General features: G+C 70.3%; 25 protein-coding genes. 16 read left to right on the forward strand and 9 right to left on the reverse strand.

What is annotated here, in order from left to right; translation table 11 throughout:
• Positions 1-116: 116 nt before the first annotated feature.
• A complete protein-coding gene (locus AB0J80_RS23575) occupies positions 117-1,262 on the forward strand; it encodes a magnesium and cobalt transport protein CorA (protein WP_364708487.1) in 1,146 nt (381 codons plus the stop codon).
• 67 nt (positions 1,263-1,329) lie between these two features.
• Positions 1,330-2,781, forward strand: coding sequence for a type VII secretion protein EccB (gene eccB, locus AB0J80_RS23580; RefSeq protein ID WP_364708489.1), 1,452 nt, complete (start codon positions 1,330-1,332; stop codon positions 2,779-2,781).
• A 67-nt stretch (positions 2,782-2,848) separates the two neighbouring features.
• On the opposite strand, the gene AB0J80_RS23585 is transcribed toward eccB, so the two are convergent.
• Positions 2,849-3,568, reverse strand: a complete 720-nt coding sequence (locus AB0J80_RS23585; RefSeq protein ID WP_364708491.1) for a hypothetical protein — start codon at positions 3,566-3,568, stop codon at positions 2,849-2,851.
• Between the two features lie 128 nt (positions 3,569-3,696).
• On the opposite strand from AB0J80_RS23585, the gene AB0J80_RS23590 reads away from it, so the two are divergent.
• Together AB0J80_RS23590 and AB0J80_RS23595 are read left to right on the forward strand one after the other, a co-directional pair.
• Positions 3,697-4,227, forward strand: a complete 531-nt coding sequence (locus AB0J80_RS23590; RefSeq protein WP_364708493.1) for a peptidylprolyl isomerase — start codon at positions 3,697-3,699, stop codon at positions 4,225-4,227.
• 26 nt (positions 4,228-4,253) lie between these two features.
• Complete coding sequence (locus tag AB0J80_RS23595; protein WP_364708495.1) at positions 4,254-5,165, forward strand: rhomboid family intramembrane serine protease; 912 nt, start codon at positions 4,254-4,256, stop codon at positions 5,163-5,165.
• On the opposite strand, the gene AB0J80_RS23600 is transcribed toward AB0J80_RS23595, so the two are convergent.
• Entirely contained in the window at positions 5,138-5,833 is a 696-nt protein-coding gene (locus AB0J80_RS23600; protein ID WP_364708497.1) for a VC0807 family protein, read from the reverse strand. The genes AB0J80_RS23595 and AB0J80_RS23600 overlap by 28 nt on opposite strands.
• Before the next feature lie 104 nt (positions 5,834-5,937).
• On the opposite strand from AB0J80_RS23600, the gene AB0J80_RS23605 reads away from it, so the two are divergent.
• Positions 5,938-6,708, forward strand: coding sequence for a PaaX family transcriptional regulator C-terminal domain-containing protein (locus AB0J80_RS23605; RefSeq protein ID WP_364708499.1), 771 nt, complete (start codon positions 5,938-5,940; stop codon positions 6,706-6,708).
• A 7-nt stretch (positions 6,709-6,715) separates the two neighbouring features.
• Here the strand turns inward: AB0J80_RS23605 and AB0J80_RS23610 are convergent, their stop codons facing one another.
• A complete protein-coding gene (locus tag AB0J80_RS23610) occupies positions 6,716-7,138 on the reverse strand; it encodes a PH domain-containing protein (protein ID WP_364708500.1) in 423 nt (140 codons plus the stop codon).
• 22 nt (positions 7,139-7,160) lie between these two features.
• Here AB0J80_RS23610 and AB0J80_RS23615 point away from each other — a divergent pair, with 22 nt between their 5' ends.
• Both AB0J80_RS23615 and AB0J80_RS23620 read left to right on the forward strand, forming a co-directional pair.
• A complete protein-coding gene (locus AB0J80_RS23615) occupies positions 7,161-8,291 on the forward strand; it encodes an acetyl-CoA C-acyltransferase (protein WP_364708502.1) in 1,131 nt (376 codons plus the stop codon).
• A 58-nt stretch (positions 8,292-8,349) separates the two neighbouring features.
• Entirely contained in the window at positions 8,350-8,796 is a 447-nt protein-coding gene (locus AB0J80_RS23620) for a hypothetical protein (protein ID WP_364708504.1), read from the forward strand.
• On the opposite strand, the gene AB0J80_RS23625 is transcribed toward AB0J80_RS23620, so the two are convergent.
• Both AB0J80_RS23625 and AB0J80_RS23630 read right to left on the reverse strand, forming a co-directional pair.
• On the reverse strand, positions 8,793-9,668 hold the full coding sequence (locus AB0J80_RS23625; RefSeq protein ID WP_364708505.1) for a transketolase: 876 nt from the start codon (positions 9,666-9,668) through the stop codon (positions 8,793-8,795). The genes AB0J80_RS23620 and AB0J80_RS23625 overlap by 4 nt on opposite strands.
• A 2-nt stretch (positions 9,669-9,670) precedes the next feature.
• Positions 9,671-10,348, reverse strand: a complete 678-nt coding sequence (locus AB0J80_RS23630) for a transketolase (RefSeq protein ID WP_364708507.1) — start codon at positions 10,346-10,348, stop codon at positions 9,671-9,673.
• Positions 10,349-10,396: 48 nt separating this feature from the next.
• On the opposite strand from AB0J80_RS23630, the gene soxR reads away from it, so the two are divergent.
• The 5 genes from soxR (at position 10,397) to AB0J80_RS23655 (ending at position 15,372) form a co-directional block, all read left to right on the forward strand.
• The gene (soxR, locus tag AB0J80_RS23635) at positions 10,397-10,837 is read left to right on the forward strand and encodes a redox-sensitive transcriptional activator SoxR (protein ID WP_364708508.1); all 441 of its coding nucleotides are present in this window, start codon (positions 10,397-10,399) and stop codon (positions 10,835-10,837) included.
• A 163-nt stretch (positions 10,838-11,000) separates the two neighbouring features.
• Positions 11,001-11,513 (forward strand): SigE family RNA polymerase sigma factor, encoded by a 513-nt coding sequence (locus tag AB0J80_RS23640; protein WP_364708510.1) that lies wholly within the window; start codon positions 11,001-11,003, stop codon positions 11,511-11,513.
• The gene (locus AB0J80_RS23645; RefSeq protein ID WP_364708512.1) at positions 11,506-12,348 is read left to right on the forward strand and encodes a hypothetical protein; all 843 of its coding nucleotides are present in this window, start codon (positions 11,506-11,508) and stop codon (positions 12,346-12,348) included. Before AB0J80_RS23640 ends, AB0J80_RS23645 begins: the two co-directional genes overlap by 8 nt.
• 32 nt (positions 12,349-12,380) lie before the next feature.
• Positions 12,381-13,058, forward strand: coding sequence for a hypothetical protein (locus tag AB0J80_RS23650; RefSeq protein ID WP_364708514.1), 678 nt, complete (start codon positions 12,381-12,383; stop codon positions 13,056-13,058).
• Between the two features lie 73 nt (positions 13,059-13,131).
• Positions 13,132-15,372, forward strand: coding sequence for a molybdopterin oxidoreductase family protein (locus AB0J80_RS23655; RefSeq protein ID WP_364708515.1), 2,241 nt, complete (start codon positions 13,132-13,134; stop codon positions 15,370-15,372).
• Here the strand turns inward: AB0J80_RS23655 and AB0J80_RS23660 are convergent.
• From AB0J80_RS23660 to AB0J80_RS23670, 3 genes are all read right to left on the reverse strand, one after another.
• Entirely contained in the window at positions 15,364-15,768 is a 405-nt protein-coding gene (locus AB0J80_RS23660; RefSeq protein WP_364708516.1) for a hypothetical protein, read from the reverse strand. The two genes, AB0J80_RS23655 and AB0J80_RS23660, sit on opposite strands and share 9 nt — an antisense overlap.
• A gap of 10 nt (positions 15,769-15,778) precedes the next feature.
• A complete protein-coding gene (locus AB0J80_RS23665; RefSeq protein WP_364708517.1) occupies positions 15,779-16,348 on the reverse strand; it encodes a hypothetical protein in 570 nt (189 codons plus the stop codon).
• A 463-nt stretch (positions 16,349-16,811) separates the two neighbouring features.
• The gene (locus AB0J80_RS23670) at positions 16,812-18,179 is read right to left on the reverse strand and encodes a hypothetical protein (protein ID WP_364708519.1); all 1,368 of its coding nucleotides are present in this window, start codon (positions 18,177-18,179) and stop codon (positions 16,812-16,814) included.
• 252 nt (positions 18,180-18,431) lie between these two features.
• On the opposite strand from AB0J80_RS23670, the gene AB0J80_RS23675 reads away from it, so the two are divergent.
• Together AB0J80_RS23675 and AB0J80_RS23680 are read left to right on the forward strand one after the other, a co-directional pair.
• Positions 18,432-18,932 carry a DUF4913 domain-containing protein gene (locus tag AB0J80_RS23675; protein ID WP_364708521.1) on the forward strand — a complete coding sequence of 167 codons (501 nt, stop codon included), beginning with the start codon at positions 18,432-18,434 and terminating at the stop codon, positions 18,930-18,932.
• 111 nt (positions 18,933-19,043) lie between these two features.
• The gene (locus AB0J80_RS23680; protein ID WP_364708522.1) at positions 19,044-19,397 is read left to right on the forward strand and encodes an STAS domain-containing protein; all 354 of its coding nucleotides are present in this window, start codon (positions 19,044-19,046) and stop codon (positions 19,395-19,397) included.
• Positions 19,398-19,410: 13 nt separating this feature from the next.
• On the opposite strand, the gene AB0J80_RS23685 is transcribed toward AB0J80_RS23680, so the two are convergent.
• Entirely contained in the window at positions 19,411-20,667 is a 1,257-nt protein-coding gene (locus AB0J80_RS23685; RefSeq protein WP_364708525.1) for a PP2C family protein-serine/threonine phosphatase, read from the reverse strand.
• Between the two features lie 357 nt (positions 20,668-21,024).
• On the opposite strand from AB0J80_RS23685, the gene AB0J80_RS23690 reads away from it, so the two are divergent.
• Together AB0J80_RS23690 and AB0J80_RS23695 are read left to right on the forward strand one after the other, a co-directional pair.
• On the forward strand, positions 21,025-21,267 hold the full coding sequence (locus AB0J80_RS23690) for a hypothetical protein (protein WP_364708528.1): 243 nt from the start codon (positions 21,025-21,027) through the stop codon (positions 21,265-21,267).
• The gene (locus AB0J80_RS23695) at positions 21,264-25,124 is read left to right on the forward strand and encodes a tetratricopeptide repeat protein (RefSeq protein ID WP_364708531.1); all 3,861 of its coding nucleotides are present in this window, start codon (positions 21,264-21,266) and stop codon (positions 25,122-25,124) included. Before AB0J80_RS23690 ends, AB0J80_RS23695 begins: the two co-directional genes overlap by 4 nt.
• Positions 25,125-25,347: the final 223 nt, after the last annotated feature.

The raw sequence follows: 25,347 nt of genomic DNA on the forward strand, positions 1-25,347 counted from the left end.
CCACCCCGCCTTCGCCGAAGGCATGCGCGGCGTAGGGACTGGGCAACCTCACGGGCGTAACCTCGTGCGGGCCCATCACCGAGGCCCGGGCATCAGCACCCCTGGGGGAGGCAGTCATGAGCGAGAGCAGCGTGCGCCGCGGCCGGCCGGCCGGCGTGAACAGGTCGCTGTCGCGAGCCTGGACCGCCCCCGTGCGCGCCATGAACCGCTTCCTCGGCACGACCGACGGGGAGACCCCTGGCAGCGAGGGCGAGGAGTTTCACGGCAGCGCCGTCGTCGACTGCGGGGTCTACGTCGACGGCAAGCGCGAACCCGGCGACTTCTCCCCCGACGAGGCCCTGCGCGAGGCGTGCAGCCAGGAGAACGCGTTCGTCTGGCTGGGCCTGCACGAGCCCACCCAGGCCGAGATGTCCGCCATCGCCCGCACCTACAACCTGCACGAGCTCGCCGTGGAGGACGCGGTCAAGGCCGAGCAGCGGCCCAAGCTCGAGCAGTTCGGCGCCGTGCACTTCCTCGTGCTGCGGACCGCGCGCTACGTCCCGCACAGTGAGCTGACCGAGACGTCGCAGATCGTCGAGACCGGCCAGATGATGATCTTCGTGGGCGAACGCTTCGTGATCACGGTCCGGCACGGGGACGCGACCCGGCTCGCTCCGGTACGGGCGGACATGGAGGACCGTGGCGACCTGCTCACCCAGGGGCCCTGGGCGGTCGCGTACGCGGTCACCGACCGGGTGGTGGACGCGTACATGGCGGTGGCCGACCAGGTGGAGGCGGACCTCGACATCATCGAGGAGGGCGCGTTCTCCCGCGACACCGGCAGCCCGGTGCAGGCGATCTATCAGATGAAGCGCGAGATCGTGGAGTTCCGGCGGGCCGTGGTGCCGCTGCAGCGCCCGCTCGCCACCATCACGGCGCCGCAGAGCCGGCTGGTGCCCAAGGAGATCCGGCGGTACTTCCGCGACGTGCAGGACCACCTCACCCGTACGGTGGAGCAGGTCTCCTCCTACGACGACCTGCTGAACTCGATCCTGCAGGCGCGCCTGGCGCAGGTCACCGTCGACCAGAACAACGACATGCGCAAGATCGCCGCCTGGGCCGGTATCTCCGCCGTCTGGACGGCCATCGCGGGCGTGTACGGCATGAACTTCCTGCACATGCCCGAGACCCAGTGGCAGTACGGCTACCCGGGCGTGATCACCGTCATGCTTCTGATCTCCGTGCTGCTCTACCGCGCCTTCCGGCGTAACGGCTGGTTGTAGCCCGCCCCCCAACCCCGGGCACCGCCCTTTACAGTGGGGCCTGTCCACCGGCGGGAAGGGAAGTCGCGTGCCGTCTCGGCAGGATCAGCTGCACTCCTACCAGTACGCGCAGCAGCGTGTGGTGGCTGCGCTGGTCTCGCACGACCCCGACCCGCACCGGTCACCGCTGCGACGGGCCGGCACGACCGTCCTGGTCAGCCTCGTCGTGGCGGCGCTCGCGGTCGGCGGCGCCGCGGTCTACGGCCTGCTCAAGGGAAGCAGCACGGTGAAGGCCCGCGACCCGGCCGTGGTGTTCCTCGAGAAGGGCACCGGCGCCCGCTACGTCTACCTGAAGTCCGACGACAAGCTGCACCCGGTGCTGAACTACACCTCCGGTCTGCTGATCGCCGACGCACCAGCACCTGAGCTGCAGAACGCCTCCCGGGAGAGCCTCGCCAAGGTGCCGCTCGGCGATCCGATGGGCATCCCGGACGCCCCCGACTCGCTGCCACCGGCCGACGGCGGCCTGCTGAAGAGTCTGTGGACGGTCTGCTCCCAGGCGCCGCAGGGCGGCACCGAGTCGGACCGGCCGCAGAGCGTGGTGTCGATCGGCGAGGGGGTACGCGGCGGCACCGTGCTGCCCGTCCCGCAGGCCGACACCCCGCCCGACCAGCTGCGGGGCCTGCTCGTCACCGACCCGGCCGACCGGACGTTCCTGGTCTACAACAACAAGCGGTTCCTCATCCCCGCCGGCCGGCTCACGCAGATCCGCACCTTCTTCGGGTGGAACCAGGCGGCGCTGCCGGTAGCCCCGGCGTGGCTCAACGCGGTGCCGATCGGCCCGGACCTGAAGCCGCCGGCGATCCCGGACTTCGGCGACAAGTCGGCAGAGGTCCCCGACTTCGAGGTCGGCCAGGTGCTGCAGGTCACCGGCAACGCCGCCGACCAATGGGGGGTCGTGCTCAGCGACGGCGTCGCCGACGTCACCGCCGTGCAGGCGAACCTCCTGCGGGCCGACCCGGAGGCGTACGACGACCAGAAGATCGAGCTGACCCGCTACGGCAACCTGCCCCGCTCGAAGACGCAGCTCGTGGCGGACGCGACCGCCGCGGGCCTGCCTCCCGCGGTTCCGGTGCTGCTCAACGGCCCGGACAGCGTCTGCCTCACGTACGACGGGGGTGCGAACGGCGCCGTCAGCGTGCGGACCGGCGCGGAGCTTCCGATCGGCACCGCGGTCACCGGCGAGCCGGCCGCGCCCGGGTCGGTGCAGGCCGACCGCGTCCACGTGCCGCGGGGCAAGGGTGCCGTGGTCGTCGCCGCCGCGTCCCCGACCGCGCCGGCGAGCAGCGGCACGGTCAGCATCATCACCGACACCGGGCGCAGCTACCCGCTGGCGAACCGCGAGGTTCTGGCCAAGCTCGGCTACGGGGGCGTGCAACCCCAGGCCATCCCGGGTCAGCTGGTCGAGCTGCTACCGCTCGGTCCCGCGCTGGATCCGGTACGCGCCCGCCAGGCGAACGCGGCGCAGAAGAACCCCTGACCAACGCGGAACGGCGAGCGGACCCCCGCGTGGGGAGCCCGCCCGCCGTACGGTCTGCAACCGGGGGTCAGCTCTTGTTCTTGCCGTTGGCCATCCGGGCCACCTCGGGGCTGTGCAGCGCCGAGGAGGTCTGGTCGCCCTCAGGGATCAGCGCCGGGTCGGAACCGACGGCACCCACGGCCGGCTCGGTGCTCCCGGCCGGCGTCACGAAGCCGGACGGGCCGGACAGGTCGGCCGGCTCGAACGCCGCGTCCTCGGCCCCGGCCGGGGTCGAGGTGCTCACCGGAGTGGGGTCGTACTCGTCCCACTGGTCGCTGCGGCGCTTGCGCATGACGTACGCACCCGCGGCGCCGATCGCGGCACCGGCGAGGGCGATCTTCATGAGCTTGCCGCCCTTGCTGCTCTTCTTGCGGCTCACGGCCTTGTCGGCCCGCTTCTCGAGCTTCTTGGCGCTCTTCCGGCTCGCCTTGGCGGCTTCCTTGTTCGCCTTGGCGGCCTTCTTGTTGACCTTGGCCGCCTTCTTGCCCGAGTCCTTCACGGTGTCGCTCGCCGCGGCCACGAGCGGGCCGAGGGTGGCGACAGCGCTGTCCCAGCCGCTGGAGGCGGCATCCTTGGCCTTGCCGGCCGCCGGCTGCACACGATCCTTCGCGGCGGCGAACTTGGGCCCCACGGTCGCGCTGGTCTCCTGCGCGGCGAGCGAGACCGCACGCTTAAGGTGATCCACGCTCTGGCCGAGCTCGCTCTTCATCCTCGCGTTGCGGTTCTTCCGTCGCATAGTTGCGAACACCAGTGCACCTCCTGTGGTTCTCTCCCGGGTCCATGCTGCCCTCTTGGGTACCCCCGCGCACCCCGTTCCGACACATGGGGGAGGATCCGAACTGCAAAGAAGTTTGTCCAACGCCGATAGGAGTACCCGTGGCTGAGACGCTCTACGCCACCCTGCACACCAACCACGGTGCGATCCGGCTCCAGCTCTTCCCGGACCACGCCCCGGCCACCGTGCGCAACTTCGTGGAGCTCGCGGAGGGCACCAAGGACTACGTCGACCCGCGGACCGGCCAGAAGGGCAGCGGCCCGTACTACGACGGGACCATCTCGCACCGGGTCATCGCCAACTTCATGATCCAGATGGGCGACCCGACCGGCACCGGCCGCGGCGGCCCGGGCTTCCAGTTCGCCGACGAGTTCCACCCGGAGCTGCAGTTCGACCGCCCGTACCTGCTCGCCATGGCGAACGCGGGCCCGGGCACCAACGGCTCGCAGTTCTTCATCACCGTGAGCCCGACCCCGCACCTGAACCGGCGTCACACGATCTTCGGCCAGGTGGCCGACGAGGGGTCGGCCAAGGTCGTCGACTCGATCGCGACCACCCCGACCGGCCCCGGCGACCGCCCCCGCGAGGACGTGGTCATCGAGCGCGTGGAGATCGAGCGGGTCAACGGCTGACAAGGTCCCACGGGTACCTTTGATGCATGAGTGAGTCTCCGGTGACGGCGCCGGTCTGCTACCGACACCCTTCGAAGGAGACCTACGTCCGGTGCACCCGCTGTGAGCGGCCGATCTGCCCGGACTGCATGAACGAGGCCTCGGTCGGGCACCAGTGCCCGGAGTGCGTCGCCCAGGGGCGGCGCACGCAACGGCCGGCCCGCACCGCCTTCGGGGGGAGCGCGGCCGGCCGGGCCGGGACCGCCACCAAGGTCCTCATCGGCGTCAACGTCGCCGTCATGATCCTGTCGATCCTGTCCGGTGGCGCGAACGCCGTCGCCGGCGGCGGGTGGGGCGGCCTGCTCGGCTCCGGCACGCCGCTCACCCAGTGGGGCGCCGTCCTCGGCAGCGACAGTTACACCGTGCTCGGTCCCCTGCACGGCATCGCCGGCGGCGGCGAGTGGTATCGCCTGGTCACCGCGATGTTCCTGCACTATGGCGTGCTGCATCTGCTGATGAACATGTACGCGCTGTGGATCCTCGGCCGCGATCTCGAACGCGTGCTCGGCCCGCTGCGCTTCGTCGGCCTCTACCTGCTGGCCGGCCTCGGCGGCAACGTCGCCGCGTACGTCTTCTCCGCCCCCAACCAGTACACGGCCGGCGCCTCGACGGCGGTGTTCGGCCTGATGTCGGCCGTCTTCGTGCTGCTCAAGCGCCTCAACCTCAGCGTCGCGCCGATCCTGCCGGTGATCGTCATCAACGTGGTCTTCACCTTCGCGGTCAGCGGCATCTCCGTCGCCGGCCACCTCGGCGGCCTGGTCACGGGCGCGATCGTGGGGGCCGTCCTCGCGTACGCGCCGCGGGACAAGCGCAACCTCGTCCAGGGCGTCGGCCTCGCCGCCGTGTTCCTGATCCTGGTGGCGCTGGCGGTCTACCGCACGACGACGCTGCTCGGCTGAGCGGCGACGCGGGCCAGCCCCGCCGCGCGAGCCCGCCTGCCGACCACGATCGAGAAGCCGACCAGCCCGGCGAGGAACACCCACGGCAGGATCGCCGCGACCGCGTTCGCCGCGGCGAAGCTCATCGTGTACGCGGCCAGCACCCGCAAAGCGCCCTCGACCAGGAACCCGATCCCCCACACGGCGGTGATGAGGTACTGGGAACGGCGGAACTCGTGATGCCGCCACAGCCCGGACCAGTGGCGGGCGCCCTCGGCGGTGCCGTCGGTGGCGAACTTCGCGCCGAAGTAGAACATCAGCGGCCGGGGGAACACCAGCGACAGCAGGCAGGCCGCGCCGAACCCGGCGGTGACGGCCGAGTCCTTGGCGACGAGCAGCCGCGGGTCACTGCCACCGATGAAGGTGGCCGCCGACGAGAGCAGCAGGAACAGCAGGATGACGACGGAAGCCCCGCTCAGCGTGCGGGCGCGTACCCAGGTGATGACCATCATCGTCGCGGGTCCCACGCCGGAGGCCAGGTATGCGAGCCGGTCGTCGGCGCCGAGCCGCCGGGCGATGTGGAACGCCACCAGGGCGAGTCCGATGTCGAAGACGGCGGTCAGGAGAAGACTCAGGGCCAGGGCGCGACCGCCGGCCGTGCGGGTGGTGTGATCGGGTTCGTTCGGCACGGCGTCACCCTCGATCTATGACAGGAAGGCTCACGTACGTGAGCAGAAACCTAACACCAGTGGTACCTTCCGGGCCATCCCCGCGGAGCACGCGGGTCGGTCTGGTGCCGTTCCTCTTCGGCGTGACCGGCGCCGACGAGCTGGCCGGCGTCGTTCTCGTGCGCCTGCTCGGCGATCTGGGCGTCGGCGCCGCGGCCGCCCGCGCGCAGCTCGCCCGCATGCGGATCGACGGTCAGCTGGCGGCGTCGCATCGCGGCCGTCAGGCGCACTACCGCCTCGCGGGACCGTTCGCCGCGTCATTCCGCCACGTGCGGGACGCGTCGGGCGGTGGTGCGCCGCGCTGGGACGGGCACTTCCACGCCCTGCTCTACCAGGTGCCCGAGGCGCAGCGGGCCTACCGGGATCGGCTGCGGCGCATGGCCCAGCTGGTCGGCTACGGGCTGATGCAGCAGGGGGTGCTGATCGCGGTCCGCGACCTGACCGGCGAGCTCGGCGCCGTCATCGCCGAGTGCCCGGCCGGCTGCCGGGTGCAGGCCGCCACCATCGCCCTGCCCGCGGCCGACGCCGCGGAGGTCGCCCGCGCAGCGTGGGACCTGGAGGCGGTGGCGGCAACATTCCGAGGCCACATCGGTACGCTCTCCGCCGCCCTGGCGGCCGAAGGCAGCCCTCCGCCCACCGCGGCGACGCTCGCCCGGTTCGCCGAGGTGCTCAACGCGGTCTACGTCGACCTCATCCGCGATCCACGGCTGCCCGCCGCACTGCTCCCGCCGGACTGGCCCCGGCCGGAGCTCGACCGGCTGATGGGCCGGGTCCGGGAGCGGTTCCTGCCGGCCGCTTCCCGCTACGCGCGGTCGGTCATGGCCGAGGCCGAGTGACCGGCCTTCAGAGCGACGCGCTTGCGCGCAGCTCGTCGAGGGCGCGGGCCACGTCCTCCGGGTCGGTGCCCAGCTCGTGCACGCTGAACAGGTGCAGGCTCTCCCCCGCGTCGATCTCGAGCAGCTCACTGCGGATCCCGCGGCGCGCGCGGCGGTCCACGCGGATCCGCTCGATCCGGGACCACGGAAGGTGACGCCGGGCGGCGAAGCCCACCACGAGCGTGACGCCGCTCGGGTCCGCCGAGAGCCGGACCGGGCGGATGAGGTCCCGCAACGCCCACAGCCCCAGTGCCGTCGCGCCCACGACGGCGACCACCCACTGCACCGGATCGTCGCGCCCGAATGCGAGGACCAGCACGACCAGCGCGACCGCGCCGAGGAGCTTCGTCACGGGCAGGGCGGGCTTCACCCGCCACTGGAGAGACGCCATCAGCACAACGTACCTTCGGTGTATGCGAGATGCGGTGATCGTCGGTGCGGTGCGGACTCCGGTGGGACGGCGTGGCGGCGGGCTGGCCGGCGTCCACCCGACGGATCTGGCGGCCGGGGTGTTGCAGGCAGTGCGGGACCGAGCCGGGTTCGACCCGGCCGACGTGGAGGACGTCTTCTGGGGCTGCGTCTCCCAGGTCGGCGAGCAGTCGTGGAACATCGGGCGTAACGCCGTGCTCGGGGCCGGCTGGCCGGAGTCGGTGCCCGCCACGACGATGGACCGGCAGTGCGGCTCGAGCCAGCAGGCGCTGCACTTCGCCGCGGCGACCGTGTTGTCCGGGCAGGCCGACCTGGTGGTGGCCGGCGGCGTCGAGTCGATGAGCCGCGTACCGATGGGCTCCAGCGCCGCCGAGCAGGACCCGTACGGCGAGGGCGTCCGGCAGCGCTACGGCACCAGCACCTTCAACCAGGGTGTCGGCGCCGAGATGATCGCCGAGCGCTGGGGCTTCTCGCGGCAGCAGCTCGACGAGTACGCGCTGGCCAGCCATGCCGCAGCGGCCGAGGCACAGGACGCCGGCGAGTTCGACACCGAGATCGCCGCGGTCGGTGACGTCTCCCGTGACGAGGGCATTCGCCGCGACACCACGCTCGAGAAGCTCGGCGGGCTGAAGACGCCGTTCAAGGCGGACGGTGTCGTCACCGCCGGTTCCGCTTCGCAGATCTCCGACGGTGCCGCCGCGCTCGCCGTGACCACCTCACGCTGGGCGGCCGCGCACGGCCTGCGGCCGCTGGCGCGGATCCACACCGCGGTGGTCGCCGCCGACGATCCGGTGATCATGCTGACCGCGCCCATCCCGGCCACCGCGAAGGCGCTCGCCAAGGCGGGACTCACCCTCGACGAGATCGGGGTGTACGAGGTGAACGAGGCGTTCGCGCCCGTACCGCTGGCCTGGCTGGCGGAGACCGGCGCCGACCCGGCCCGCCTCAACCCGCGCGGCGGGGCGATCGCCCTCGGCCATCCGCTGGGTGCGTCCGGGGCGCGGATCATGACGACGATGTTGCACCACATGCGACAGAACGGGGTCCGTTACGGCCTGCAGACCATGTGCGAGGGCGGCGGAATGGCCAACGCCACGGTGGTCGAGCTTTTGTAATTCGATATTCATCGTGAGGCGGCCGCTGCTTCCCCTTGGCAGCACCGTTAAACGTCACATGGACGTGTTCTCCCGTACGTTCCTTCCCGCCGCCGCGGAGGCCGGAGTGGCCATCGCCACCGTGAGCCGGCACATGCCGATCTTCCGCCGCTGCGTGGAACCGGACGACGCCACCGTGCTCGTCACCCGGTGCAGCAGCCCGGACCGCCCGATGGCCGGCGAGTTCCTGCTGCTGCTGACCTACCGGCGGCTGGTCATCACCCAGGAGACCCGGGTGCTGCACCGGCTGCGGCTGCACCTCAACGCCAACCTGCGCCACCTGAGCGACGTGACCTGGAACCCGGACCTGCGGCAGTCCGCCGTCGAGGTCGCGGCGACGGCCGTCGACGGCGTCCGCGAGCGTTTCCGGGTCCGCGTCGGCGAGCCGGATCGGGTCTGGCACTTCGACGCCCTGCTCAAGCACGTGTTCCGCGAGCGCCGCGCCGGCCTGCCGGTCGCCGCCTAACGGCCCGCCAGGAAAGCCCCGATCGACTCCCGCAGACCGGTCGGGTCCAGACCGTGCCACCGGGCGTGGTCGGCCGGTGATCCGTACCGTCGCACTTCGGCGCGGCGCACTCCCAGATGCAGTTCCCGATGCGGTACGGCCGACAGCGCCGCGGAGACCACCCGGCTCGAAGTACCCGCGAGGTACGGCTCGACGACGACGACCTCCTCGGTGACCAGCTCGCGCAGGCGGTTGGTGTCCAGCGGCCGCGGGGTGTTCGTGTAGGCGACCGTGACGTCCAGCCCGGCCGCCAGCACCGGGTCGAGCATCGGCCCGACCGCCAGCACCACCGCCCCGCCCACCGGCCCGCGCCGGACCACCTTGAGGTCCGTCCCCGGGTAGGCCTGCCGGTTCTGCTGCGAGGACAGCCGCACGTAGACCCGGTCGTCGTGCCGGGCCGCGGCCCGCAGCAGCTCCGGAACCTCGTCCCGGTGCCCGGGTACGTGCACCGTCCAGCCCACGAGCGTGTCGAGCAGCGCGACGTCCCCGGGCGACTGGTGGGTGTAGCCCTCGGCGGACGCGTCGTACGAGGCGCCGATGCTGACCAGCACCGCCCCGGCGTCCTGGTGGCCCAGGTCCAGCTTGATCTGCTCGTACGCCCGGTCGATCACGAAGGGTGCGTACGAGTGCACGTACGGCCGCATCCCGGTCAGCGCGAGACCGCCCGCGACGCCGGTCATCAGCTGCTCCCGGATCCCCACGTTGATGACCCGGTCGGGGTGCCGCCGGGCCGCCGGTGCGAAGGCGTCGGCCGAGATGTCGGCGAGCACCAGGGCCGTCCGCGGGTCGTCGGCCAGGATCGCCGTGGTGGTGGCGACGAACGTCTCCCGCATGATCAGTTTCCCTTCGGCTCGACGGTGGCGATGACGAGGTGCGGCCGGTCGCGGGGCTGCAACGCCGCCTCGATCTCGGCGTGGTCGCGACCGTCCACGATGGAGACGGTCCATCCGGCGAAGCGGCTTGCGATGCCGCCGGGCCAGCCGTGGGTGGCCGACCGGTTGTCGATGACGACGGCGGTCAGGGGCAGCCCGGTCGCTCCCACGTAGGCGATGGCCTCGTGGTTCGATCCCTCGTCCAGCTCCGCGTCGCCGAGGAGCACGAACGTGTGCGCTTCGGCGTACCCCTGAGCCCGCAGGCCCAGCGCCGTGCCGACGGCGAGTCCGAGACCGTGACCCAGCGACCCGGTCCCGATCTCCACGCCGGGGATCAGCACCCGGTCGGGGTGGTGCCCGAGCCGGCTGGTGCTGCCGCCGAGGTCGTCGAGCCACTCGACCGGGAAGAACCCCTTGGCCGCGAGCACGGCGTAGTAGGCGGCGGGACCGTGCCCCTTGGAGAGCAGGAACCGGTCGCGGTCGGGCGCGTCGGCGGTCTCCGGCGAGACTCGCAGAATGCGGTCGTAGAGGACCCACAACACATCGAGCGTCGAGTACGCGCTGGGAGCGTGCTTGGCGTCCCCGGTGATCCGGGTGAGCAGCGCGCCCAGCAGATCTGGCTTCACGGCTGTCGTGGTCATACCCTCACCCTGCAACCTGAAGTTCACTTCAACTCAAGGACGGCGAGTGTGGAGCTCCTCACCATCGGCGACATGGCGGCCCGCAGCGGCGTGGCCCCGTCGGCGCTGCGCTACTACGAGCGCGAGGGCCTGATCCGCTCGACCCGCACCAGCGGCAACCAGCGCCGGTACGAGCGGCACGAGCTGCGCCGGCTGGCGTTCATCCGGATCGCCCAGCAGGTCGGGGTCTCGCTGGAGGAGGTACGCGACGCCCTGGCCGCGCTGCCCGAGAACCGCACGCCGACCAAGGCGGACTGGGCCCGGCTCTCCGCGCGGTGGCGGCGCAAGCTCGAGGAGCGCATCACCCTGATGGAGCGGCTGCGCGACCAGCTGACCGGGTGCATCGGCTGCGGCTGCCTGTCGCTGCAGCGGTGCAACCTGATCAACCCGAAGGACCGGCTGGCGGCGCGCGGCGAGGGTCCGCAGATGCTGCTGAACCCGCCGGCCTGAGTTCTCGGGCAACCGAGTGCCCCGTCCGGGCGTCATGAGGGCATGCCACGAGCGCACGAGAAAAAAGCCGATCACGATGCAACCGGGGGCACCGCCCGGGCGTCACCCCTGCGAATCCGGCCACCGGGGCCGGAGCCGGCGAGCCTCGGGGGAGACCTGATCGATGCGGGACGCGGAAGAGTTCGACGCCTTCTACGCCGGCTCGTCACGCCGTGTCCTCGGGCAGGTCTACGCCATGACCGGCAACCGGGCGGAGGCGGAGGACGCGGTCGCCGAGGCGTACCTGAAGGCCTGGGACCGCTGGGAGACCGTGCGCGACGCGGACAGCCCGGAGGCCTGGGTACGCCGCGTCGCCTCGCGCAACGCGGTGAGCGCCTGGCGCAAGGCGGTCAACCGGATCCGGGCGCACCACCGCGACGCCGCCGACCAGGAGATCGACGGGCTCGGCCCGGACCACGTGGCGCTGGTGCACGCGCTGCGCCAGATCCCGCCCGACCAGCGCCGGGTGATCGTCCTGCACCACCTCGTCGGCCTGAGCGTCGGCGAGATCGCCGCGGAGGTGGGCGCGCCGACCGGCACGGTCAAGGCCCGCCTGGCCCGCGGCCGCCGCGCGATGGCCGCCCATCTGTCCGACACCGACGACTACACCACGGGGAGGGTGAACCACGATGCCTAGCGACGACCTCGGCCGCGACCTCGGCACACTCGCGGAGTACGGCGAACGTACGGGACGCCTCGCCCCCGCGGCGGCCGTCCGGGCCCGCGCCGACCGCCGGCGTCGCAGCCGGCAGGTGGCCAGCGGAGCCCTCGCCTTCCTCGTCGTGGGAGGGGTGGGCGTCGGGATCGCGCTGAGCCGCCAGACGCACCGCGCCGCACCTCCGGCCACGCATCCCTCGACGATCATGGCCGCACCCACCACCACGAGGCCGACCTCACCACCGCGCTCGTCCCCGCCTTCCACACCCCCTTCTTCGTCTCGTTCCTCCCCGCCGTCGTCCTCGACCACCAGCAAGCCGGCTTCCGCTTCGGTCTTCTCCGGCGAACGGGAGGTTCTGCTGCTGCCGGAGAACAGCGAAGCCACTGTGGCGGTCGACGAGAACGAGCGGGCCGCACTGTCCGAGGACTTCGGCGACCGTGCCCTGTTCGTGCTGAAGAAGGTCTCCGGGGACCGGTACTGGATCCAGACGGCCCGCCTGCGCGTCGGCGGCGAGGCGTCGTGCCTGGAAGCCGCCGCCACCTCGGGCGAGGCGGTCCCGGTCACCGCGGCGGCCTGTGACGCCGCACAGAAGCGCCAGCTGTGGCGCTTCCGCAAGGTCGGCGAGACCGACGGGAAACCGAAGTACACCATCCGGACCGGCACGGACATCTACCTCGTGCAGGACCCGGACGGCCAGTTGGCCGACGGCGGCACCGGCATCGTCGCCATCGGCATCGGGGAGGGTACCCCCGACATCGACACGCCCTTCCTGCTGCCGGACCGGGGCAAGGCATCCCTGCCTGCCCTCGACTGATCAATCGCACCTCGACAAGACAGGAGAAGACCGTGCGTATCACCCCTCGATTTGCCCGCGTTTCTGCCGTTTCCGCCGTCCTGGCCGGCGTCCTGCTGACCCAGCAGGCGTGCGGCGGGCAGACCTCCGCCGCGACGCCGTCGACGGGGTCCCCCGGGCCCTCGGCGACCGCCGCGACCGGAATCGGAGCCGGGTCCGGCTCGCCCGCGAAAACCGCGGCGAAGACCTCGGCGAAGGCCCCGGCCCGGGGGACAGCCGGCGTCTTCAGCGGCACCAGGGAGGTGTGGCTGCTCCCGGTGGCCACGGAAGGCACCTTGGCGGTCAGCAAGTCGAACCGCGTGGAGCTCTCCGACCAGTTCGGCGACCGCGCCCTCTTCGTCCTGACGAAGGTGGAGGGCGACCGCTACTGGATCCGGACCGCCCGGCTGCGGACCGGCGGTGAGGCGTCGTGCCTGCAGGCGAACAAGGACAAGACGGTGACGGCGGCGGCGTGCGACGCCGCGCGAAGCGACCAGCTGTTCCGCTTCCGCAAGACCGGTACCAGCGAGAACAAGCCCAAGTACACGATCCGTACGAACGGCGACATCTACCTGATCGTCACCCGTGACGGCGGGGTGCGGGCCGAGCACATCGGCGAGGGCACCCCCGACATCGACACGCCGTTCCTGCTGCCGGACCGTGGCAAGGCGTCGATGCCGGCCCTCGACTGAGCCACCCGCAGCGGCAATACTGGCGGGTAACAAGCGAGGGTCGCGGTGCTGCGGCCGGAAGGCTGGTGACTCCGTGGCTGGTGACACGACGCGTACGGCGTATCGGACGTGCCCCTTGTGCGAGGCGGCCTGCGGGCTCGAGCTCACCGTGACCGGCGACCGGGTCGTCGCGGCGCGCGGGGATCGCGACCACGTGTTCAGCCACGGCTTCATCTGCCCGAAGGGTGCCACCTTCGGACAGCTCACCGCCGACCCCGACCGGCTGCGGCGCCCGATGCTGCGGCGCGGCGACCGCCACGAGGAGGTCGGCTGGGACGAGGCGTTCGCGGCGATCGAGGCGGGGCTGCGGCCGGTCATCGAGCGCCACGGCCCCGACGCGGTCGCTTTCTACCTGGGCAACCCCAATGTCCACACCATGGCGGGCGGCCTCTACCTCGCGCCGCTGCTGCGGGCCGTGGGCAGCCGCAACATCTTCTCGGCGAGCACCGTCGACCAGATGCCCAAGCACGTCTCCTGCGGCTATCTGTACGGCAACCCGCTCGCCATTCCCGTGCCGGACGTCGACCGTACGGACTTCCTGCTGATGCTGGGCGCCAACCCGTGGGAGTCCAACGGCAGCCTTGCCACCGCGGCCGACTTCCCGGGGCGGCTCAAGGCCGTCCAGGCCCGTGGCGGCCGGTTCGTGGTGGTCGACCCGCGCCGCACCCGTACGGCCGAGCACGCCGACGAGCACCTGTTCATCCGGCCCGGCACCGACGCGTACCTGTTGTTCGGGATCGTCCACACCCTGTTCGAGGAGAACCTGGTCGACCTCGGCGCGCTCACCGGCCACGTGACGGGCGTCGACCAGGTCCGGGACCTGGCTCGCGCGTTCTCGCCGGAGACGGTGACGGGCGTCTGTGCCGTACCGGCGGAACGGATCCGCGGTCTCGCCCGAGAGTTCGCCGCGGCCCCGACCGCCGCGGTGTACGGCCGGATCGGCACGTGCACGGTCGAGTTCGGCACCCTGACCAGCTGGCTCGTCGACGTCGTCAACGTGCTGACCGGCAACCTCGACCGGCCGGGCGGCGTCATGTTCCCGCTGCCGGCGCACCTGCGTCCGCAGACCCGCCCCGGCGGCAAGGGTTTCCGCGTGGGCCGGTGGCACAGCCGCGTCCGGGGCCTGCCCGAGGTCAAGGGCGAGCTGCCGGTGGCCACCCTGGCCGACGAGATCGAGACGCCCGGCGAAGGACAGGTCCGCGCGTTCGTCACCGTGGCCGGCAACCCGGTGCTGTCGACGCCGAACAGCGGTCGGCTCGACCGGGCCCTCGGCGGGCTCGACTTCATGGTCAGCGTCGACCCGTACCTCAACGAGACCACCCGGCACGCGCACGTCGTGCTCCCGCCGACCGATGCGGCCCGCAAGGGACACTACGACTTCTCGTTCCTGGCGCTCGCCGTCCGCAACTTCGCGGCGTACTCGCCGCCGGCGCTGCCACCGGACCCCGGCGGCATGGACGAGTGCGACATCCTCGCGCGGCTCACCCTCATCGCCACGGGCGGCGGCGCGGGCGCGGACCCGGCCGTGCTGCACGACCGGATGCTCGAAGAAGCCCTGCAGCGGGTCTCCGCCGCCACCGGCCACCCCGCCGCCGACCTGCGGCCGCTCGTGAACGGCGACCACCCGGCCGAGCGGCTGCTCGACGTCGCGCTGCGTACCGGTGCCTATGGCGATCTTTTCGGAGCGCAACCCGGCGGTCTGAGCCTGGCCCGGCTCCTGGAGAACCCGCACGGCATCGACCTCGGGCCGCTGCAGCCGCGCATCCCGTCCGTGCTGAGGACGCCGAGCGGCACGGTCGAGCTCTGCGCCGCACCGATCGTGTCCGACGTGGACCGGCTGCGCGCCGCGCTCGACCGGCAGCGCGACGACCTCGTGCTGGTGGGGCGCCGGCATCTGCGGTCGAACAACAGCTGGATGCACAACGTCCCGGCCCTGATCAAAGGCCGGGACCGGTGCACCCTGCAGATCCACCCGATGGACGCGGAACGGCTCGCCCTCACCGACGGCGACGACGCCTCCGTGACGTCCCGCGCGGGTTCCGTCTCGGCCCGGGTGGAGGTCACGGACCGGGTGATGCCCGGGGTGGTGAGCCTGCCGCACGGCTGGGGTCACGACCTGCCCGGCACGCGTCTGTCGGTGGCGGCGACGCGGCCCGGGGTCAACAGCAACGTGCTGACCGACGAGCTCGCCACGGATGTGCTGTCGGGCAACAGCGTGCTGAACGGTATCCCGGTGGCCGTGAAGGCCACCGGGTCCGCTACCTCGTCATCGTGAGCAGGTGACGCCCTTCAGCGGCGAGGAGCTCACCGCGAACTGCGGGGTGGCCTGCGGCATGACCTCGATCCGGTAGTCGTGGGTGCCCGTGCCCGTGCAGTCGTACGTCACCCGGTAGTCGCGGCCCACGTCCGTCGCCACCTTCCGGGCGACCTCCTCCCACCCGAACCACCGGCTGCGCTCGATCTTCACGAGGATCGTGTCGGTCCCGCAGCCGCGCCGGATCACCGCACGGCCGCTGCCGCTGACGATGTCGACGGACTCGGTGGCGCGGCCGGCGACCAGCTTGCAGTTGGGGTTCGGCTGGTCGGGGCCGGCGGCGTAGGCCGCCCCCGGCACCAGCGACCCGGCGATGGCGGCCAGCGCCGCCGCAGCGATCATTCGTCGAGTGTTCACGCCGCCCACCTCAGATGACTCGCACATAGGAGGACGTCCGGACACTGCTGCCGTTGGTCACGATGACCCGCGTCTCGAGCATGGTGATCTTGCCGTCGCTCGCGGCCGAGAAGGTCTCGTCGGCGACGGAGATCCGGCACTCCTCCTCCTTCTTGCACGTGTGCTTGAGGGTGACGCTCATCTCCTCGCGGTTCCCGCTGCACGTGATGCTGCCGCTGACGTCCGGCTTGCCGCCGGAGACCCCGCCGCCCACGGTGCCCGAGCAGGAGAGACGCTTGCCCTCGGCCCGGAACTGCAGCTCCACGTGAATCTGCGGAGTGATCTTCCCGTGCCCGGCCGGACCGCAGTCGTAGGCGTTCCCGGTGCCGATCGCCGTGACGGTCACCGCGTTGCTCCGGCTGCGGATCTTCGTGCTGTTGTTCCGCGCCTCCAGATACGTCTTCTGCGAATCCGAGGCACTGCTCTTGAAACAGCCGGAGTGGCCCACCGGACCATCGGCGGCCAGCGCCGCGGAGGGCGCCACCATGGCGCCGAACGCCACTGCCGGAATAATGACAGCGGACAGCATTCTCTTGTTCACGTAACTCCCCAGTTGAACACCCTGAACGGACTTTCCGCTGCTCATCAGGGCGCGCAGAAGCGCGCCGGCAGCGTGGAAAGCCGTGGGACGAAACCCCGTTGATTCCCCGTTGCCCATCCATTCACGAGGTGAATGATCTTGGCGTCGACAGCGTAACAGCACTTTGGCGATCGTGAATACCCGGGAGTAACGCTCCACAATGGGCACTTCTCGTGCCGGGCCACTCGTGCGCCTCGACGCGACGGACGAGGAACGCGAGCAGCTCTACCGCACGTGGGCCGGCTGTCTGCTCGAGCACGGCGGCGCGAAGTACCGCGACTTCCGGATGGTGATCAAACAGCGGGGGGTGCCCTCCGACCCGGTGCGCGCAAGCGAGGGGCTACAAGCTGACCGCGCCCGATCCGGAGACCGGCCAGTTCGGGCTGACCGAGATCGGTCCCCAGGGTGACTGAGTCAAGGGGCCCTACGCCGTCGGTCCGCCCTTCTTCTTCTGCTGGTGCCCGGTGTGGTGCTTCTTGCGGTGGTCGCCCGTACCGTAACCGGCGTAGACCCGCTCGCTGTAGGACTCCACCCTGCCCCCGGCGCGCGCTATGTCGCCGAGGGTCTTCTCGGCCTTGTCCCCGGACGCCATGAAATCCTTGACCCGCCCGTCGCTGCCGAACTGGATGCCGAGGGTGCTGTGGCTGGGATCGTGGCTGCGGTAGACATGGGTGACCGAGTCACCGACCGTCGCGCGCGCTTCGAGCTTGTAGGGAGCATTGTTCAGGTAGGCCCAGTTCCTGTCGCTACTGAGCCGCAGGTCGGGCTCGGCACGCGTCTCGGGGATGTGCGTGTTCGGGTGCGCTACGGTGCTCGCGTACACGTCACCGCTGGTGGTGGGCCGCCTGATGGCCGTCGACTGCGCCGCGGCGCTGCTTTCCGGCAGATAGTCGGCCGGGTTGGCCCCGGGAAGGTAGTTGGTCGGCCGCTCCGCCTCATTGGACCAGCCGGAGACACCCGTGCCGTCCGACGCCGGTGAGTTGGAACGGTTCGTGTCGGAGCCGGCCTTGGACCCGGAGCGCGTGGAAGGGGCGCGGGACGACTCCGAATACTCCGTGGACGTGTACGGCGAGTCGTCGACCGTGGGAGCGCCGCCGTACCCACCGTAGTAGCCGGGCCTGTCTTGGTTCCGCGTGCTCGGCTCGTCACCGTAGAGCTTGTTCTTCCACGTCGCGACCCCGTCGGTCACGGTCGGCACGGCGCTGCTCGAACCGTACTGGCTCTGCCACTGACCGTCCCGGCGGCGGCCGGGATGGGCGCTGTTGGTCTCGTGCGCGCCTTCCCTGAGGTAGAGGCTGTCCATCTGCCCGGCGACCCGTTCGAGGTCGGGATCGCCCTGCTGGTTGCCCGGCCAGAGCCTCTCGGCGTACTGCGCCAGTGCGATGGACGTCGACTCGCACTTGTCGCAGGAACCCTTGTCCCCGACCGTGCGCTGCGAAACCCGGTACGGAGGGGGTAGCGGCTGAGTCAGGCCGAGACCGCGCCAGTCGCCTTCCCGCAAGGACCGCAACGTCTTGAAGTGGTGGTCCGCGGCCGCCGACTCGGCCTCCGCCCTGGCCATGTCGTTCTGCGGGTGCGGTAGTTTGCTGGCCCGGCTGCCCCTTGTCTCCACCTGACCGCTGACCTCGATCGGGGTCACGAAAACCATCGGATCGCGATGCTTGTCGTAGTGGTAGAACGCGACGAATGCCGCCTTGCTGGCTGCCTTGTACCGATTGCCGAGCTCGTTGCGGATCTGCATCTCTCTCAGCACGTCGGCGGTGGGTTGACTGTATTCGTTGGTCCTTGGCATCAGTGTCCCCTTGCAAACCTGGCCGACTGTCGCCGGCGTCCGCTCCAGCTCGCCCCTTCCCAGCTCGCTGCTTCCGGACCGGACCAACGGGTCGCGCGCAGCGCCGGTTCACGAACTACGGAGCAGCGGACGGAAGGCCGTGTCCTTTGTCCCTTCGGGCACCTATCGCCCGGCATTTCGCTTTCTTGAACCGACTGCCCCGCTGCCCCGTTCAAGGGGTCGCGGTACGCACACAGGTCGGAGGACACGTCCATGGCACCCAGCGCGGAGTTCATGGCATTCGTGAGCGGCTCCGGGGTGGACCGGCCGAGCCCGGTACCGCCCGTGCAGCAGGAAGGCGGATCGGTGGGGCCGCCACCGCCGCCGGGCAGCGCCGGAGCCGAGGGCTCCGAACCCGCGTTCATCCTCTACCACGGTGGGGCCCGTTACGAGGAGATGCTGAAGAGCCTGGCCGACTGGGTGGACAACGTGCTGATCCCGGCCTACGCGCGCGAGGTGACCTCCGGGGCGATGTGGTGCACACAGTGGTGGCGGCACCCGGAAGCCGTCGCCCACCTGCACGCACTCTTCCTGGCGTGGCAGTCGATGACCGGCACCGACAGCGACATGGATGGAGCGGCGAACTGGCACGGAAACCACCTGGGCCCCGTCATGGGATCGTTGCGCGATCCGTCCGGGCCCTTCGCCGGCTGCAAGCCGGGGCGCCACCGCGACCAGCTTCCCGTACCGGTCGACGTCCTGCCCGCGACGTGAGTCTGCCCGAGTCTCGCTGTTCACCTCGTGCAGGGATTGCCATCCTGCATATTGGTGAGACAACGTCGACTGCTGGCGGTCGATCGGGTGAGCGGAGCTTCGGAGGTAAGGGTGAACCTGCGGTTGGCGGCCCGGGCCGGTCGGGCCTGCACTGTGGTGGAGGTCGGCGGTGAGGTCGACATGGAGACCGCGGCCCAGCTGCATGACTTCCTCCAGGAAGCCGCTGATGGAGGCGCTGTGCGGGTGGTGGTGGACTGCACCGACGTGACGTTCATGGACTCCAGCGGCCTGGGCGTCCTGATGGTGTGGTTCAAGGAGCTGCGTGGCAAGGGCGGGCGGTTGTGTGTGGCCGCCGTCCGGCAGCCCGTCGAGTACGTGTTGCGGGTGTCGGCGGTGGACCAGGTGGTGGAGGTGTACGACACGGTGGACGCCGCCGAGGCAGCCATGCCGCCGGTGGCATCCTGAGCGAGGTCGCGGGTCAACGGCGGTCGGCTGACGTCGCGGCGGCGACGTCGGCGCCCGCGTGGGCGCGGCGTGGGCGTCCGTGATCTCCGTGCCAGTCGATGATCAGCAGCGTGGCGTCGTCGGCAAGGACCGGGCCGGCCACGGCGAGGACGGCGTCGGCCAGGGCACGCGCCGCCTCCCGGGGGTGCAGGGCAGCCAGCGAGCGGAGCTGGGCAAGCAGATCCAGACGGGCAGCGCTGCGTTCCCGCATGCCGTCGGTGACGACGACCAGGCGGTCGCCGGGCCGCAAGGTGACGTCACCGGCGCGGCAAGGAGCCTCGGGGAACATCCCGAGCGGGAAGTTGCGAGGCAGGTCGAGCGGCTGGGGGTCGCCGTCACGGACAAGCAACGGCGGCACGTGCCCCGCGTTGATGAGTGCGCATGTTCCGGTGGTCAGGTCCAAGCGCCCGAGGACCGCGGTGATGAAGGCGCCACGGGTCGGGGTGTGCTGAGCGACCGCGGCGCCGGCTTTGTCGGCCTGTTCAGTCAGGCTGTGCCCGGCCCGGCGGGAGTTGCGCAGGCTTGCCACGCCGAGAGTGGCGATCAACGCGCTGGCTACCCCGTGCCCCATGGCATCGGTGACACTGAAGTGCAGGCTGTCACGGGCGACGCTGTAATCGAAGGTGTCCCCGCCGATGCTCGCCGATGGCTCGAGCCAGCCGGAGAGGGTGAACGAGCCGCCTTCGCAGGTGAAGGCGCTGGGCAGGAGCCGGCGTTGGATCTCGGCGGAGAGCGTGAACGCGGTGGTGCGCTGACCCCACTCGAACAGGTCGGTGTGGCGCCGGTTGGCGATGATCACGAACGCGAGCGCATGCGCGGTGCGGGCAATTTCGCCGAGCGCCTGCTCTGTCGGTGCGGCGCGCAAGCCGATCTCCAGCAGGCCGATGACCTCCCCGCGCTCGGTGACCGGCGCCATCACCGTCCAGCCGGTGTCGCCGGCGACCACCTGCAGCGCCTGGGTTCGTAGCGCCTGCTCCTGAGGACCGCCGTCGAACGGCACCAAGGTCGCGACCTCACGGCCGTCGCGGCGACCGGCCTCGGCGGACTCGAAGGGGACGTGCGCCAGCCGGACCAGGGCCCGCCCACTGAGGTCGGCGATGAGGAACGAGACACTGCGCGCATGCAGCGCCGCGCTGAGTTCGCGGGTGACGGCTTCGACGGCCTGCACGGGTGTGGCGGCCTCGGCTGCCGCCAGCATCCCGGCCACCGTTTCCTCGACCGTGGGCTCCATGTCGGCAGCATACGGACATCAGGACCGGTGCCGACCACAACGGGTGCACACATCGGAAGCGGAGGGCGTGGGATTCGAACCCACGGAGTCGCGGAACGCCTCACCGGTTTCAAGACCGGCCGCGACGAGGCTCTGAACTGCTGAAACACTGAGACGGTCGCTCACGTTGCCGCGCCACGGTCGCACACCATTGCTCAGCCTTCTGCAAATCGGCACAAACGGTGCCCGTCAGTCGGGGTTGGTCGATTGCACCGGGGCCTGTCCGTCCCCTGTCACTCTCGGGTGTTCATGCCATGTTGCCTGATTGATCGCTGTGTCATCGTGGTGGCACGTTGTGTCGTGTGACCGGGGGTGGGGATGGCTCGGCTCGGGGTGGCGGTGAACCCGGCGGTGGGAGTGGAGCCGGCTGCGTTGGCGAAGGCGTGGGCTGGTGATGAGGAGGCCGCCGCGGTGGGAACCGCCGCGTTGCAGTCGTCCGCGTCGGGTTCATTTTTTGTGCAAGACCATCCAGCGGTGGACATGACGGAGTTCGAGCTGGCCGAGACGGTGTCCGGTGATGACCGGGTGGCGGTGGTCCGGGTCCGCCGGAGCACCAGATGAATCCCAGGGATGATCTCGCACCGACCATGTTGATTCATGTGTCCGAGCGGTCATGCAACTCTGACGGGTCTTTCGTTGCCCGGGTGTCTTTCCCGGACGGAACGGTGCACGAGGTCACCGTGGTGGATCCTGCGGTGGAGGGTGACGAGGAACGGCTGGCCTGGTACTTCGAAGAGCATCTGCGGTTTCCGTTCCTGGATCAGGACTGGCACGACGATGCCGAGCGGCGCCTGCGGGACTACGGGCAGCGGCTCTTCGGTCAGCTTTTCGGCGGCGACGCGGCGGGTGACTACCGGATGCTGGCCCGGCAGGGTTTCGACGGCTGCCGGCTGCAAGTGACCGGGTCAGCAGCGTTTCACCGGCTGCATTGGGAAGCTCTCTATGACCCTCAGTTGCCGGTGCCGACCGTGCTGCGGCTGTCGGTGACCCGCCGGGTCGACTCGGCCCCTCCCGGGTTCGTGTTACCTCCGGAGCGTCCGACGCTGAACATCTTGGTGGTCACCGCTCGGCCGGACGGGCGTACCGATGTCGGGTACCGGACGATCTCGCGGCCGCTGCTCGACGGGTTACGCACAGCGGACCGACCGGTGGTTGTGGACTTGGTACGGCCGGGCACCTGGTCGGCGGTGGTTCAGCAGCTGAGGGCCGCGACCAAGCTGCACGGGTCGGGCTACTACCAGGTGGTCCACTTCGATGTGCACGGAGCGGTGACTGGGTTCGCCGAGCTGGAGGTGGGCCGGTCAGCGCAGCGGTACCTGTTCGGGTCCGGCCAGCCTGCGAGCTTTGAGGGTGAGCGGGCGTTCCTGTTCTTCGAGACTCCGGTCGAGGGTAAGGCTGAGCCGGTGTCGGCGCAGCAGGTGGCTGATCTGCTGGCGGAGCACCGGGTGCCGGTTGCGGTGCTGAATGCGTGTCAGTCGGCGAAGGAACCGGCCAGCGAGGCCAGTCTGGCGCAGCGGCTGGTCGCCGCCGGGGTGCCGGTGACGGTGGGCATGGCGTACTCGGTGACGGTGTCGGCGGCACAGATCGCGATGCCGCTGCTGTATTCCGGGCTCGCCCGGGGCGATGACCCCGTCACGGCCATGCAGACCGCCCGTCGGTCGTTGTTCGACGATAAGGCTCGCCGGGCGTACTTCGACCAGAGCCTGGAGTTGGAGGACTGGGTCCTGCCGGTGGTCTTCGCTCAGCGCGAGGTCCGGTTGCGGCTGGCGGAGATGTCGGTGGAGCAGCAGGCCCGCTTCTTCGAGCGGGAGGCGCTGGTCGGCGACGAACCGGTCACCGAGTACGGGTTCGTCGGCCGCGACCTCGACATCCAGGCGATCGAGCGGCGGCTGCTGATCCGCGAGGACCGCAACATGTTGTTGGTCAAGGGCATGGCCGGTGCCGGGAAGTCGACCCTTTTGCAGCATCTGGGCTGGTGGTGGCTGCGTACCGGGCTGGTGGAGAGGGTGTTCCGGTTCAGCTACGAGGACCGGGCCTGGACCCTCGACCAGATGATCCACGAGATTGCCGCGACCCTGCTGGACAAGGTGGAGCAGGCGAAGCTGGAGATGCTACCCGCCGCCGCCCAACCGGAACGGATCGCGCAGCTGCTACGGGCCCGGCGCTACCTCCTGATCCTGGACAACACCGAGTCGATCACCGCAACGCCGGCGGCGATCCCGCACGCCCTACCGGAACCGGAACGCGAACGCCTCGCCAAGTTCCTAGCTCGGCTGCGTGGCGGCAAGACCCTCGTACTGTTCGGCTCACGGGAGGACGAACCGTGGATCGGCCCCACCACCTTCACCGACAACGTTCATCCGCTGCCCGGCCTTGACGCTCAGGCCGCATCACAGCTGATCGACGCTATCCTCACCCGCCACGGCGGTACGCATCACTTCACCGACAAAGATCAACGCGCGGCGCTGGAGGAGCTGACCACCCTGCTCGGCGGATACCCTCTCCCGCTGACCGTGGTCCTGCCTGCCCTGTCCACACACACCCCAGCGCAAGTCCTCGCCGAGTTGCGGCAGGGCGGCACCGATGCGGACCCGATCGGGTTGATCAGCCAGGCGATCGAGTACAGCCACGGCAAACTCGACCCCACCACCCAGAACTCCCTGCTGCTGCTGGCTCCATTTACGGCCAGCATTCCCACCATGGCCCTCAGCGCCTACCAGCAACTCCTCGCCGTCCACGACGTAGTCAAACACCTTGGGGCGATCGATCTTTCTGCCGCGGTCGCCGAACTTGTCCGGGTCGGCCTGGCCGCACCCCACCCCCAGCTAACCGACTGGGTGCAGATCCTGCCGGTATTGCCGTACTTCTTACGGACCCGGATCCAGCAGCACCCCGACCTGCAGGACGCCGCCCAGCAGGCGCACTACGGGCTGTACCTGGCTCTCGGACGGCAAATCCAGCAGATGCTCATCTCGAACGAGCCGCAACAACGTGCGGGCGGGAAGGTAGCCGCACGCACCGAATACGCCAACCTCGCCAATGCCCTTGACCACGGACTGCGCACCAGGCAATCCATTTGGCCGATCATCGGCGCAGTCGAGGAGTACCTGGATCAGACGAAGCAGCAGGACAGCCGACGACACCTCCTGGACACCGCCATCGCCGCCGACCGCGGGTCCGACCGCGACGATCTGCGATGGGAGCTCGCCGGTCTGCAGGATTTGGCGGGCAGGGTCGCGCAGGAACAGCGGCGGTTCGAGCAGGCCGAAGCCCACTACAGGCAAGCCCTCGACCTCGCCTTGGAGTTCGGCGACCGGCAGAACGCCGCCAGCACCTACCACCGGCTCGGCGTGGTCGCGCAGGAACAGCGGCGGTTCGAGCAGGCCGAAACCCACTACCGGCAAGCCCTCGACCTCGCCTTGGAGGCCGGCGACCGGCACGGCACCGCCGGCACCTACCACCAGCTCGGCAGGGCGGCGCAGGAGCAGGAGCGGTTCGAGCAGGCCGAGGCCCACTATCGGCAAGCCCTCGACACCTTCCTGGAATTCGGTGACCGGCACAGCGCCGCCGGCACCCACCACCAACTCGGCACGGTCGCCCAGCTACAGGGACGGTTCGAGCAGGCCGAAGCCCACTACCGGCAAGCCCTCGACCTCGCCTTGGAGTTCAGCGACCGGTACGGCGCCGCCGGCACCTACCACCAGCTCGGCAATCTCGCGGAGGAGCAGGGGCGGTTCGAGCAGGCCGAAGCCCACTACCGGCAAGCCCTCGACCTCAGGCTGCAGCTCGGCGACCGGTACCGCAACGCCGGCACCTACCACCAGCTCGGCATAGTCGCGCAACAGCAGGGGCGGTTCGAGCAGGCCGAGGCCCACTACCGGCAAGCCCTCGACACCTTCCTGGAGTTCGGTGACCGGCACGGGTCCATCCTCACCTACCACCAGCTCGGCATAGTCGAGCAGGAGCAGGGGAGGTTCGAGCAGGCCGAAGCCCACTATCGGCAAGCCCTCGACCTCTACTTGGAGTTCGGTGACCGGCGCGGCACCGCACGCACCTACCACCAGCTCGGCATAGTCGAGCAGGAGCAGGGGCGGTTCGAGCAGGCCGAGGCCCACTACCGGCAAGCCCTCGACACCTTCCTGGAGTTCGGTGACCGGCACGGTTCCATCCTCACCTACCACCAGCTCGGCACGGTCGCACAGGAGCAGCGGCGGTACGACGAAGCTGCAGCGGCGTTGGTCAAAGCGGCTGCCTTGTGTAGTGAGCTTTACGACGTCTGGCCCAATGAAACATTGACCGTCCTGCGTGACGTTCGGCGAGGCCTGGACCCAGAGGACTTCCAGCACATCCTCCAGACCACCATGAGCGGCGACCTCCTCAACGCCCTCAACGCTGCGATCGACGATGGGGCCGAGTAGCTATTGGCATCCCAGAAGAGCAGCACCGTACCGGTATTCAAGTCCGTGCGCTGCAACGCTTTGACCTGCAAGACAGCGCAGAACGGCCGTTCGCTGTCGCGAGCGCGTCGAAGCGTGAACGTGCTGTTGAAGGTGTATGCCGAGTGCATCGAGGGGCAGGACGAGGCGGCACGGCGCCGCATCGCGAAGGCCCTCGGCGAGCCCGACGACAAGGCGCCTCACC

Source organism: Actinoplanes sp. NPDC049548 (assembly GCF_040676695.1).
Classification (GTDB): Bacteria; Actinomycetota; Actinomycetes; order Mycobacteriales; family Micromonosporaceae; genus Actinoplanes.